Genomic DNA, 12,613 nt, shown 5'->3' on the forward strand with positions numbered 1-12,613 from the left:
TGGAGTAACTTATTTTATGTTGATGAGGTTGTAAATAGGAAAAATATTCTAACTAGATTCTTTTGGAACAAATTCATCTTTAGTACTTTGAAGATCATCAATTCGTGCAATTATTTCATTTAAAAGTTTAGTTAAGTATCTTTTTCTTGCATGTAAATAAAATAGACATCTTCTGGAATTTTTCATTTCAAGATCTATTGATTTCGTCGATCTTTTCATAAAATTAACATTGCTTCCTTTACTGCTTAAATTTAGTAAAGTACGTTTTTTTGTCACAACTCTATTAAATGCCAAGCGTTCAACACTTGCAAGAAATGCATTACGTCTATTAATGAGTTCATGTAACGATTCAAGAGTAGATTCAATTTCTTTTTTCCTTTTGTTGAGGTCTTCTAAGATCGGCATATGTTAAAACTTCTTCTTATTATTAGTCGAATTGTCTTTCAAGTGTGTCGGAATTTAGTTGTTTTATCTTTAATTTGGCAAATTCAAAATTGGAACAATTCAAGAGCATATGCAATTCAGCAATTTGAGAAAAATGAAAATTTATTTGATTGGCAAATTCTGTACACCCTTGGATTTGGCAATGCTTTGTATATGAATGATCATCATCCCAATTTAATTCAATCAAGTTTAAGCTTTTTATTTTTTCCAATTCATGACTATAAAAATATAGAGGCCAAAGTAAAAGTTATGACTCAGTCCCCCACTCGAGAAGAAGATGGGTTCATTGAAATACCCTTGAGAGACTATGATTTTTCTCAAGTTAGCGAAATATGGCTAAAGTATCAAATTTTTAAACAACTACAATTTAAATTCGGGAAATTTCCTGATGAATTAGATGAGCTTACTCCTTTAAGTTGGCCTTATCAGTCTGTGTTTGCAAATATTGATCTCATTCAGACAAAACCTTTTTCAATAAAATTTTTAACTAGACATGATCTTCTTTCGGTTTATTCATATAAATCTAATAAGTCAACTTCTTCAGATATTGAAAGGACAAGAGTTGAGGGCAATTTAAATTATCAATATGATTTTGAAAATTTTCTTTTCTCTTTTAATTTCAGAACCTTCTATGATTATTTTGCAGATCCAGATTTTACATTAAGTTCATTAACTTTTGGTAGAGAGCAATATATTGATAATCCAGTAACAAATTATGATCAGCAATACAGATTGTTAACTTACTCTGCCAATCTCAGCCTTCAAAATAATTTTTTTGAAACTAATGTCACAGGAAAATATTGGAGTAATTTAATTTCATCAAATTATTCATTTGGGAAAATGTTTGGGATAGAGCAAAACTTTAAATTTGATCAGCTAAGTTTTCTTCTTGCTTTTTATAAATTTTTTGCGGAACAGAATTCTGTTCCTCCATCGGTAATATCAAGTAATTACTATCCGGGATTTCAAATTAGTTCTTTTCATACTGGTTTAAGCTATAAGTTTAATGAACAAATTAAAACTTGTATCGATTACAGATATGAGCAAGCAGATGTTTATGGTCAATCTAATATTCCGGGAATGAATCCTGGAAGTACTCCTAACATACCAAAATATAAAATATTTTTTGTTCTTGAATATTTAATTACAGCTAATACGCATAAAGATATTTTGACACGTCAATAAAAAAATCTAAACTTATTGCAGAATTTATTTTGCTCACTTAACCTAAATAATGAGAAGACTATAGAAATTTGAGGAGGGTGACCTTGAAAATAAATACCTCGCGTTTTGGAGAAGTAGAAATTAATGAAAAAGATGTTATCACCTTGCCTGAGGGTCTGATTGGTTTTCCAGAATTGAATCAGTTTGTATTACTCGATCATGATCAAGATTCCCCATTTAAATGGTTACAATCAGTTACTGATTCTGCAATGGCATTTATTGTAATAAGTCCTCTTTCCTTTCGTCCTGATTATATGGTTGAAGTTACAGAAGAAGAAGTAGCCTCGTTAAAGCTTTCTAATCCCAATGAAGCTGTTATTTCGGTTATTGTTACTATACCAATGGATCCTAAGAAAATGAGTGCTAACTTAAAAGCACCTTTAGTCTTTAATCTTAGTAACAGGTTAGGCAAGCAAGTTGTATTAAAAGATCCTCAATATCAAACAAAACATTTTATAATGGAAGAAATGAAACGCTTCTCTCAAAGAGAATCACAAAATGATCTTAAAAAAGCAATTCAACAGCAATTTGCTAACAAGCTAGATAATGAAACAATTACAAAGTAAGTCAAATAATATAACAGTATTTTAATTTTTCTTTTCTGTAAAGTTTAACCCCAAAATCGCAAAAATAAAATACTTAATCTTAAAAAGCTTGTAAACAATACTTTTCCAATTTTGATTGGAATTGATAGTTGTCCATCACTCTAGCAAAACATTAGCCTTATTCTTCTTCTACTTTATATACCACAGTATTTATAAACTTTTACCAAGCGATTATTTTTTAAGAAGTTAAAATTTGAAAATTAAATAAATTAACATAAAACTGCTTTAGCAGAAAATTTTTTTGAGGAGGGGTTAATGGAAACTGAATTAGCAACATTGGCAGGTGGATGTTTTTGGGGTGTCGAAGAGTTATTTTCAAAGTTAGAAGGAGTTGTAGCAACTAGAGTTGGATATACTGGTGGATTAATTGAAAATCCAACTTATGATCTTGTCAAGTTAGGAACATCCGGACATGCAGAAGCAGTCCAAATAGAATTTTTACCAGAAAAGATTTCTTTTGAAAAAATTTTGGAGTATTTTTTTAGACTACATGATCCAACAACTTTAAACCAACAAGGAAATGATAAAGGTACTCAATATAGATCTGCAATTTTTTATCACTCTGAATTACAGAAAAAAAATGCTGAGCATGTTAAAAAGAATGTCACTGATTCAAAAAAGTGGCAAAGACCTATTGTTACTGAAATTGTTCCTTTTGTTAAATTTTATTTAGCTGAAGAATTTCATCAACAATATCTCAAGAAAAACCCTAATGGATATAATTGTCATTACCTTAGAAAATAATTTTTATTGCAATAATTTTTTGTAATTATTTTTTAAAAAAATAAAAATAAAAATTATGTTTTCATCCAAAATTAAAAATAAAAATTAATTTAAAGTCAATGATTTGACTTTAATGACTATCTTTCTTTTCTGATTACTGCTAAAGTTAAATTAATATTAATTTACTTTAAATGAAAGGGAATTTTATGGTTGTTAAAAAAACTAGAAAGTCAACTGCAAAAAAAACTGGAGCAAAAAAAGCAACTCGCAAAAAGTCAACAAGAAAAACTGGAACTAAGAAAAAGAAGGTAGCTGGTAAAAAGACTACTAAGAGAAAAACTACAAAAAGAAAAACTGCAAAAAAGACTACTAAAAAAACAACTAAGAAGAAGACTACCGCAAAGAAAAAAACTGGTAAACGTGGTCGTCCAAAAAAGGCAGGAACTAAAACAGCTAAAAAACGCGGTCGTCCAAGTAAACTTGATAAATTAAAGAAAAAAACTAGAACTAGGAAATCAAAGAAGGCTTCTTCTGAATCATCAGAAGGTGGCAATCAAGAACCAGGTATGAATTTAAACTAATTGAATTTAAAAGTCCTTGCTTCAAAATTCATGTTAAGTAAGGACTTTTAATTTTGTAGTTCTCCAGTTACATATTTCAAGTTCCATTTTTGCATTAAAAAATTTATTAACGATTTTGATCTATTATATTCTGCCTGTTCAAGTGCGCTTTGTGATGTGATAAGATCAATAAAACTAGCAGAACCTACTTTATATCTACCACTCATTACTTGGTAAGCCTTTTTTGAAGCAAGTAAAACTCTAGCGGATGACTCTAAATCTTGTATTGCTAGCTTATAATTTCCATATTCGGATCTAACTTCACTAATTATCTTTTGTTGTTCATCATTCTCATCAATTTTGGTTTGTAAATATTTTATTTTGGCTTGATTTTCATTTCCATAGGTGGCCAGTTTATCAAAAATAGTCCAATTTAGATTAATCAAGAATTGGTATTTAATATTGCTTAAAAATTGATTCGGATATTGATCTTGAGATGAATAAGAAATATTATTACCATTTACGACTTGATTATTCACATAGGCAGCATTTGATGCGGCAGTTACTGTAAAATCAATTTTTGGATAATATGTGGATTTTGCATTTTCAATACCTAAAGCGGCAACATTTTTTAAAGCTTGAAGTGATTTCAAATCTGATCTTTTGCTTAATGCAATTGAAATTAGACTAATTTCTGAAATTTGATTTGTATCTTGTAAAACATCTTGGAACTTTACAGGGATAAATTTATAATTTTTTTGATAATCTAATCTTATTTTTTTTAGCAAAAAAATTTCATCATTCCGCATTTTATTTTTAAGAGTGTTTAAATTAGATTCAGCCAAGCTCGTTTGAGCTTGCTGCAAATAAAGATCTGCAATACTTTTAGCCCCTAAATTTGTCTGAGCGAGTAATAATTTTTCTCTAGTCTGATATTCCTGTAAATTTTGTGCAGCAATTTCTATCATATTGCTGTCAAGTGTAATTTGTAAGTAATTTTGGATAATATCAATTGCTATGATTTGTTTCGCTCTTTCAAGGGAAAATTTATCTGAATCTTTTTTTGCCAAAAATGTATTTAAAGCTGATATGTCAGCAAACCCATTAAATAAATTTAACGTACTGGAAATACTTAAATTGCCAAAAAAGCCAGATGTATTGACATAAGTTGGTGTAGTTGTTGTTAAATAATTATTTCCATAAGTATAATTATTTCCTATCTGTAAAGCCAAATTTGGTAAGAAGTTTCCATAACTTTTTAAAATATCATAACCAGTTAGTTCTAGTGTGTTCTTATCTCGGATAATATTAATACTATTTTGTAACCCTAGATTTATGCATTTCTCTAAAGTCAATTCAATAAAATTATTAGAGGGATTTGTTAAATACGATTCAAGCTCAATAGAAATAGCTGGAATCATTTTACAAAATGCTAAAAGAGAATAAAAAATTTTTTTACCTTGTTTTTCAAAGTTCAATTCAGCACCAGTTTTACTCTTGAGTTAATGGTTGCAAACTATTTCCTTCTTTTAAGTTTACAGGAGGACTAAAAACAAAAGATTCATTTTCATTAATTTCTCCAGTAAATAAAAAATTTTTACCATCATTGCTATTAATAATAATTTCTTTGAACTTTGCCTTATTTTTTTCGTTAATTGATACTACGTATTTTTTTTCATTTTGAATGACTAAACATTCCACTGGAAGTAAGTAATAGGTCTGTGTTTTAGTAAATATTATTACTTTAACAAAACTCCCTGAAAGTATACTCTTATCTAGATTTGAAATATCAATTTCAGCTAACATCATTTTCGTTTTGGGATCCAAATTATCTGTTACACGCGATATTAATCCTTCTACTTTTTTATTATTAACGGTCTCTATAATAACTTTTGTATTTTTTTTAACAAATGGGGCATTCAATTGATCTATAAAAACAGTAATTATTAATTTTTCAATATTTGATAAAGTTACAATTGGCAATGCTGTGTTTTGTGAGTTTTCTGCATTCTGAACTAAAGCACCAATGTCGGCATATCTTGCTGTTATTGTACCAGAAAATGGGGCTTTTATGATTTCATAATCTTTTAATATTTTTTGGGTATTTAATTGAGCTTTTGCTATTTCCGCATCAGAAACCGCTTGATCTTTTTCTTGTTCTGAAACCAGATTTTCTTTTCTTAATTCTAAAGCTCTCTTTGCTATCAAATTTTTATTTTTATAATTTGACAAAGCCCCTAAATAAGCTTCATCGATTACTGGAGATTCTATAGTAGCTAAAATTTTACCTTTTTCTACATGATCTCCTTTATCCACATATATTTTTTTTAAAAATCCGCTTATCTTAGCATAAATTGTCACGCTTTGGGATGGCTTTGTTTCCCCATTTAGAATAATTTCTTTTTCTGAATTTGATTTTTTTACTTTTATCGTTTTAACCTTTATTCCTTTTTCACTTTCAGTAATTTTTTCTATATTTGCAGCAAGTATTTTTTTACTTTTATTAGCAACTAAGAAAATGAATACCAATATTGTAATTAATAAAATGAATAGTAAAAAAGATTTGAATTTAAGCTCTTTATTGAATAAATTCATTTAATTAGTTTTTCCTTTCTTAATTCTTCATCAAGTAAATAACTTTTTGGCATATTTTTTCTTAAAAGTGAGTAAATTATGGGAACAACTATTAAAGTTACAGTCGTTGCAACTATTAATCCTCCAATTACAGCTCTTCCCAAGGGGGCGGTCTGTTCACCACCTTCTCCTATAGCAAGAGCCGCAGGTAACATTCCAATAATCATGGCAATAGCAGTCATTAGAACTGGACGTAGTCTTGTTTTTGCTGATTCAAGAGCGGCTTCTAAAGCATTAAATTTGTTTGAAACTCTAAGATCATTTGCATAACTTACTAAAAGAATTGAATTAGAAGAGGCAATACCAACAGCCATGGTAGCTCCCATAAAAGATTCAACATTTATCGTTGTTCCTGTTAAAAAAAGTATCCATAAAATCCCTGAAAGAGCACCTGGTACAGCTACCATAACAATAAATGGATCTAGCCAGGATTGAAATAATACAGCAATTAGTAAGTAAACAAGAATTATTGCTAATATAAGACCAATTCCTAAAGTAGAAAAAGCTTCTCGCATGACTTTTCCTTGCCCATTTATTGTTACTTTAACTCCTTTTGGCAGTTCGCCTAATTTTTTTATTTGATATTCAATATCCTTTATAATTGCTCCAAGATCTCTACCTTCAGGTGTTCCATAAATATCTAAAACTCTTTGCACGTTTAAATGTGAGTTTCCCGTCATTGTTTCTATTGTTTGGATTGTACTTAAATTTCTAAGAGGAATAGTTTGAGCTGTTTGTTGTGTTTGATTCAGTTGGTTCATGTATGTTGATGTTAAGTTGCTTTCTAATATATTACCGTTACTTGTAATTGGAATGTTTAATATATGATCTAAGTTGGAGATCTTCTCTAGTGGTGTTTTCACAATGACAGAATAATTAACATTATTATTAGGGTTTAAATAATATGATGGTGAGATCAATGAACTAGATGATAAGGCTATTAAAAGACTATTTGATATGTCTCTTTGACTAATTCCAACTTGAGCAGCCTTTATTCTATCAATATTAAAAAATAGTCCAGGGTAATTTAATACTTGTTTTAACGCAATATCTTCTAATCCTGGAATTAGTTTAAGATTAGTAAGTAATTTTTTTGCTATATCAATAGATTTACTTAAATCTTGAGCTTCTATTTGAATGTCGATTGGAGCACTTAAACCAAAATTTAAAACTTGATTTACAATATCTGCTGGTTGAAAAAATGCTTCTGACTCAGGAAAAGTATTTGCAAGCATTTTTCTAATTTTTTTCATATAGTATTGAATATTTTCATGTTCTTTTTGAAAAGAAATTAATATTTCTGCATCCATAGGACCAAAATTATCTGTTTGAACAAAAGCTAAATTAAAGCTAACAGGAATTCCTATCATTGAATTTATTGTCTGAATTTCATTTTTTGGTATAATTTCTCTTATTTTTGTTTCAATCACTCGAACCTGATTTTCTGTTTCTTCAATACGGGTTCCTGGTCTAGCTCTATAATGTAACTTTATAATTCCAGCGTCAGTTTGAGGAAAAAAGTCAGTACCTACAAAAAAAATTAATGATGATGACAGGATTAAAAAGATAAAGAAGTTTATTAAAACAAATTTCCTGTATTTTAGACAAATACTTAGTATTTCACCAAATTTATCTTGAAATAATAAAAATAATTTATTAAATTTTTCAGAAAAATTTAAATTTCCATGCTCTCTTTCATTTTTCAATAATATTTTTGCTAATAAAGGAACTAATGTTCTTGATAAAATGTATGAAGCTAGCATAGCTGAAACAACTGCAAGAGCTAAGGGAGCAAATAAATATTTTGCAGGTCCAGTAAGAAGAATAATAGGGAAAAAAACGATGCATATAACTAATGTTGCTGATAAAGCGGGTAGGGCTATCTGACGTGAACCTTCCATTATTGAATATATAAGAGGATTATTTTGGTTTCGTATACGGTGAATATTTTCAATAGCAACTGTAGCATCGTCAACTAACATTCCTATTGCTAAAGAAAGACCTCCCATAGTCATTATATTAATAGAATTTCCAGTGAGATAAAGAACAATAAGGGAACAAAAAATAGCAGTTGGAATAGAAGTACAAACAATAATGACACTTCTCCAACTTCCTAGAAAAACAAGTATAACTGTTGAAACGAGGATGGAAGAAATAACTGCTTCCAGTAAAACATTTTGAATAGCTGATTTTACAAAGAAAGACTGGTCAAAATCAAGCTGCATATTTAGTTCTGGAGGTGCTAAATTAGAAATTTCTGGTAGTTTACTTTTAATAGATTGAATGACATTTAGCGTTGAAGCTTGAGCTTTTTTTAAAATATTTAAATACGATGCTCTTGCTCCATTTATTCTTACTATATTTGTTTGTTCAGCAAATGAGTCAGAAACTTTTGCAATATTACCCAATGTAACGGCTGCACCATTGATTACTTTTATCGGTATGTCATTAAATTCTTTGACGTTGAGAGGGCTTGAGTTCATTAAAATATTATATTCATAATTATGTATTCGAGCATTTCCCGCCGGAACAATGATATTTGAAGCTTGTAAAGAATCTACAATATTTTGTGGAGAAAGTTTTTTTGCTTCTAAAAGTTCTGGTATCAGATCAATGTTTATTTGCCTTTGCTTCCCACCATATGGAGCAGGCAAAGAAATTCCTGGAATTGTATAAAGTTGAACCCGTAAAAAATTAGTTGCATAATCATAAATTTGTTCTTCTTTTAATTTGTCACTAAATAAAGTTAATTGCGCAACTGGCACATTAGAAGCATTAAATTTTAAAATAACTGGCGGAGTTATGCCAGGCGGCATTATGCGTGTTACAGTACCAGATACTGCCGAAATTTGTGAAATAGCTGATCCAATGTCAGTCCCTTCTTCAAAATATATCCGCTGAATTCCTAAGCCCTGAATTGAGGTTGATTCTAATTTTGAAATTCCATTGACAGTTGTTGTGTAAGCTCTTTCTGCTAAAAAAATGACTCTTTTTTCAACTTCATTTGGTGTTAATCCAGGGTAATTCCAAATAATATTAACAACTGGAATATCAATTACTGGAAAAATATCAACTAGCATTTTACTAATTGATATAAATCCTACAATAAAAGTAAGTATAACTCCTACAGCTATTGTGTAAGGACGTTTTAATGCTAATTCAATAATCCACATAGTAACCTTAAAAAAAAGCTATATGCAAATTTTAATAATTAAATTTTTTTTATTAAATAGGTATATTTTGCAGGAGATAAAAATAATTGAAGTAATTATGCCTTACTAAATTTATGAGTAATTTCTGCAATCCTTTTTCCATATAAATGAAGCGTTTTTAGATCGCTTTCAATCATGGCGTCTGCACCTTGATCTACATTAGCTTGTGCCATTGGTCCAATGGAGGAACCTAATCTATTTAAATCATTTACACTTGATTTACTTGAATTATTTCCTGGTAAAATTCCTAAAGATACCCAAATCATACCATGTTGAGCTGCAAAAACCATAAATTGTTCTAGAGTACTTAATTTATCTCCACTTTGGCTACCTGAAACAGTAAAACCTCCAGCAATTTTATCTTTCCAATCTTGTGTCATCCAAATTTTTGAACTTTTATCCATAAAATCTTTGAATGGGGCAGAAGCACTTCCCATGTAAGTTGGTGAACCAAAAATAATTGCACTAGAATTCTTTAAAATTTCCCAATTTGAATCAATATTTGCTACTGAAATTAAATGCGCTATTGTGTTTCCTACTGATTTAACGCCTTCTAAAACTGATTTAGCGGCTTTTTCTGTATGTCCATATCCTGAATGATATACAATAGAAACTTGAGACATATAACCTCCACAATTAATTTTGAAGTATCATAATAATATATTAAGGTTATTTGTCAAATTTAAGGTTATATAGAATTTTAAAGCCTTTATGTTAGGATTTAATTAAATTGTCTAAAAAAGTATATCTTTTAATTGCATTTTGGCTAGCAACAGCTTTTTTAATAGACCATTCCTCGCCCAAAATAATTATATATTTACTTGCTCTTGTTACTGCAGTATAAAGTAAATTTCTATCAAGCATACTATAATAAACCCCAAACATAGGGATAATACAAAGAGGAAACTCAGATCCTTGTGATTTATGCACAGTCATAGCGTAACAAAGTTGTAAATCATCAATATCGTCATCTTCATATGTTACTGTCTTATCACTAAATTCTATTATGACTTCAAGTTTATCTTTTGTTTTAATGATTGTTTTACAATAACCAAGGTCACCATTAAATACATCTAATTCATAGTTATTTTTTGTTTGAATGACCTTGTCACCTTCACGAAGTATTCCCCCAAAATTTAAAGAACATTCTTTTTTATTTTCATGGGGTGGATTGAGAAAGTTTTGCATTACTTTATTTATATTTTCTTGACCTACTTCTGTTTTTCGCATTGGCACTAATATTTGAACATTTTTTACAGGATCAAGATTATAAATATTAGGTATCGTATCGGATAAAAAAGTTTGTAAAAGATCAAAAAAAGTCTGAGTTGAACAAGGAATAAATGCAATTGGCTCAGCAGACGCAAAAACTGGTGAATAGCTTACAAATTTAAAGTTTGGCTTATTCCCAGAGATGATTTCTCTAGCTGCTAATGGAATTGGGCTTTCAGAACTTTGGCGAAATATTTTTGTTAAACGTGCTATTGGAACTTTGTTAGATTTAATAATATCTCTTAAGCAATTTCCAGCACCAACACTAGGTAATTGATCTACATCACCAACTAAAATTAATCTCCTATTAGGGCCGAGTGAAGAAAGTAACGAATGAAATAAATCAAGGCTAAGCATTGAGCTTTCATCGATAATGACAACATTAAAATTGTCTAGTGCGTTTGTATTTCCTTCAAGTTCTTCAATTATATTTACTTGTTCCTCTTTTTTTCTGCCTAGCCCAAGTAATTTGTGTAAGGTACTTGCGTGCTCTCCGATGGAATGAGTCATTCTTTTTGCTGCAAGACCTGTTGGGGCACATAAGGCCACTTTTCGATTTAAAGCTCTTTGAATTCCATATATTGCTTTTAGAACAAAAGTTTTTCCACATCCAGGTCCACCTGTAAGAACCATTATGCGAGAATCTAGACTCATTCTTACTGCTGTTTGTTGCTCATCAGAAAGTTTATCCCATGGTAAATTAGGGAATAATTCATCAATTTTTTTCTCACCAGAATCTAATTCTTTTAAAATTTGTTGCTCTTTGTATTCAGTAGAAATACTTTTAGTAAGTAAACTAGAGATAAATCCAGCGACTTCGTCTTCCATTTTTATTACCTCAGGTAAATAAAATAGGACTTCATTTTGAATATTATTAAATACTGTTGTATCGCGAATGATAAAACTTTCATTTTTTATTTCACGATTTTTTTTAAATATTTGCCTTAAATGATCTAAAACAAATTCACGAGAAAAAACAGGATTCAATTTCACTCCAAGTATATCTCTGGCTTTATCTATCAAGAGATCTCTGGGTAAACAACAGTGACCGTCATCCTGAGCGACTTCTAATGTATAGACAAATGCTGCTTCCATTCGAAAGGGAGATGTTGGTGGAACTCCTAATTTTTCAGCAATTGCATCTGCTCTCTTAAAGCCTACTTGTCTAAAATCAGCTATTAAGCGATAAGGATTTTCTTTTAAATTATTTAAAGAAAGTGCACCGTATTTCTCATAAATTCTTTCTGCAAATTTTGGCGGAATATTATGTTCATGAAGAAATATCATAACACTTCGATAAACTTCATCGGTGATCATAGAAGTAATCACATTTTCAGCTGTTTTTTTTCTTTTTGAGCCGAAAAAAGTATATATTTTTTCTTTGTCTTCCTTACAAATTTGTACTAAAGTTTCAATATCTTTAATGTTTAAGGCTTCAACAAGCTTTAGAGCGGTTGTTTCTCCCACTCCTTTAACGTTATTTGCCAGATAAGGGGCGATTCCTTTGGCCTCTGAAGGTCTTGCCGCTTCTGAGTAGATAGCGACAAAAGATTCTCCATACTTTGGGTTGTTTTCCCAGTTCCCTATAAGCCTATATTTCTGTCTAGAATCAGCTTTTTGGGAAAGGAAAATCTTTCCAGAGGCTCTAAATCGCTTAGCGGTTTGTGGATCAATGAAATCAGCTACCCTAAAATCCCCCCTATCGTTTTCAAAGATAATTTTTGCTAGGACCCCTACAACTTCTTGCGACACTATAACCTCATGATTTTACTTATTTTTAAAAAAAATAAGGGCATTCTTAAAAAAATCAGAATCTGAGCTTGCACTTAATTTTTTTCTGTGGCAAGTATCGTTTCACTGAGTTCGGGGGTTAGCGCAGTGGTAGCGCATCTGTCTTGGGAGCAGAGGGTCGCGAGTTCGAATCCCGCACCCCCGACCA

10 protein-coding genes and 1 tRNA gene are annotated in these 12,613 nt (G+C 30.2%); 5 read left to right on the forward strand and 6 right to left on the reverse strand.

Annotated elements, in window-relative coordinates:
* Window positions 1-48: 48 nt before the first annotated feature.
* Window positions 49-405, reverse strand: a complete 357-nt coding sequence (locus GOY08_RS08285; protein WP_158998428.1) for a hypothetical protein — start codon at window positions 403-405, stop codon at window positions 49-51.
* On the opposite strand from GOY08_RS08285, the gene GOY08_RS08290 reads away from it, so the two are divergent.
* From GOY08_RS08290 to GOY08_RS08305, 4 genes are all read left to right on the forward strand, one after another.
* The gene (locus tag GOY08_RS08290) at window positions 406-1,629 is read left to right on the forward strand and encodes a hypothetical protein (protein WP_158998429.1); all 1,224 of its coding nucleotides are present in this window, start codon (window positions 406-408) and stop codon (window positions 1,627-1,629) included.
* Window positions 1,630-1,712: 83 nt separating this feature from the next.
* Window positions 1,713-2,234, forward strand: a complete 522-nt coding sequence (fliW, locus tag GOY08_RS08295; protein ID WP_158998430.1) for a flagellar assembly protein FliW — start codon at window positions 1,713-1,715, stop codon at window positions 2,232-2,234.
* A 294-nt stretch (window positions 2,235-2,528) separates the two neighbouring features.
* Window positions 2,529-3,017 carry a peptide-methionine (S)-S-oxide reductase MsrA gene (msrA, locus tag GOY08_RS08300; protein WP_158998431.1) on the forward strand — a complete coding sequence of 163 codons (489 nt, stop codon included), beginning with the start codon at window positions 2,529-2,531 and terminating at the stop codon, window positions 3,015-3,017.
* Between the two features lie 185 nt (window positions 3,018-3,202).
* On the forward strand, window positions 3,203-3,577 hold the full coding sequence (locus tag GOY08_RS08305; RefSeq protein WP_158998432.1) for a hypothetical protein: 375 nt from the start codon (window positions 3,203-3,205) through the stop codon (window positions 3,575-3,577).
* 47 nt (window positions 3,578-3,624) lie between these two features.
* Here GOY08_RS08305 and GOY08_RS08310 read toward each other — a convergent pair whose 3' ends face one another.
* The 5 genes from GOY08_RS08310 to recD2 all read right to left on the reverse strand — a co-directional run bounded on the left by GOY08_RS08310 (window position 3,625) and on the right by recD2 (window position 12,426).
* Window positions 3,625-5,034 (reverse strand): TolC family protein, encoded by a 1,410-nt coding sequence (locus tag GOY08_RS08310; protein WP_158998433.1) that lies wholly within the window; start codon window positions 5,032-5,034, stop codon window positions 3,625-3,627.
* A 13-nt stretch (window positions 5,035-5,047) separates the two neighbouring features.
* Window positions 5,048-6,151, reverse strand: a complete 1,104-nt coding sequence (locus GOY08_RS08315) for an efflux RND transporter periplasmic adaptor subunit (protein WP_158998434.1) — start codon at window positions 6,149-6,151, stop codon at window positions 5,048-5,050.
* Complete coding sequence (locus GOY08_RS08320; protein WP_158998435.1) at window positions 6,148-9,363, reverse strand: efflux RND transporter permease subunit; 3,216 nt, start codon at window positions 9,361-9,363, stop codon at window positions 6,148-6,150. The genes GOY08_RS08315 and GOY08_RS08320 overlap by 4 nt, the downstream gene beginning before the upstream one ends.
* Before the next feature lie 95 nt (window positions 9,364-9,458).
* Window positions 9,459-10,025 carry a flavodoxin family protein gene (locus tag GOY08_RS08325; protein WP_158998436.1) on the reverse strand — a complete coding sequence of 189 codons (567 nt, stop codon included), beginning with the start codon at window positions 10,023-10,025 and terminating at the stop codon, window positions 9,459-9,461.
* Between the two features lie 91 nt (window positions 10,026-10,116).
* Window positions 10,117-12,426, reverse strand: a complete 2,310-nt coding sequence (gene recD2 / locus GOY08_RS08330; protein ID WP_158998437.1) for an SF1B family DNA helicase RecD2 — start codon at window positions 12,424-12,426, stop codon at window positions 10,117-10,119.
* Window positions 12,427-12,538: 112 nt separating this feature from the next.
* On the opposite strand from recD2, the gene GOY08_RS08335 reads away from it, so the two are divergent.
* Window positions 12,539-12,613 (forward strand) — tRNA-Pro (locus tag GOY08_RS08335).

Origin of the sequence: Pigmentibacter ruber (assembly GCF_009792895.1) — a bacterium.
Lineage (GTDB): Bacteria > Bdellovibrionota_B > Oligoflexia > Silvanigrellales > Silvanigrellaceae > Silvanigrella > Silvanigrella rubra.

Bases quoted from the DNA above. Each gene is read 5' to 3' on its own strand.
- GOY08_RS08285 (WP_158998428.1), bottom strand. From the start codon at position 405: ATGCCGATCTTAGAAGACCTCAACAAAAGGAAAAAAGAAATTGAATCT.
- GOY08_RS08290 (WP_158998429.1), top strand. From the start codon at position 406: ATGTTAAAACTTCTTCTTATTATTAGTCGAATTGTCTTTCAAGTGTGT.
- msrA (WP_158998431.1), top strand. From the start codon at position 2,529: ATGGAAACTGAATTAGCAACATTGGCAGGTGGATGTTTTTGGGGTGTC.
- GOY08_RS08305 (WP_158998432.1), top strand. From the start codon at position 3,203: ATGGTTGTTAAAAAAACTAGAAAGTCAACTGCAAAAAAAACTGGAGCA.
- GOY08_RS08315 (WP_158998434.1), bottom strand. From the start codon at position 6,151: ATGAATTTATTCAATAAAGAGCTTAAATTCAAATCTTTTTTACTATTC.
- GOY08_RS08320 (WP_158998435.1), bottom strand. From the start codon at position 9,363: ATGTGGATTATTGAATTAGCATTAAAACGTCCTTACACAATAGCTGTA.
- GOY08_RS08325 (WP_158998436.1), bottom strand. From the start codon at position 10,025: ATGTCTCAAGTTTCTATTGTATATCATTCAGGATATGGACATACAGAA.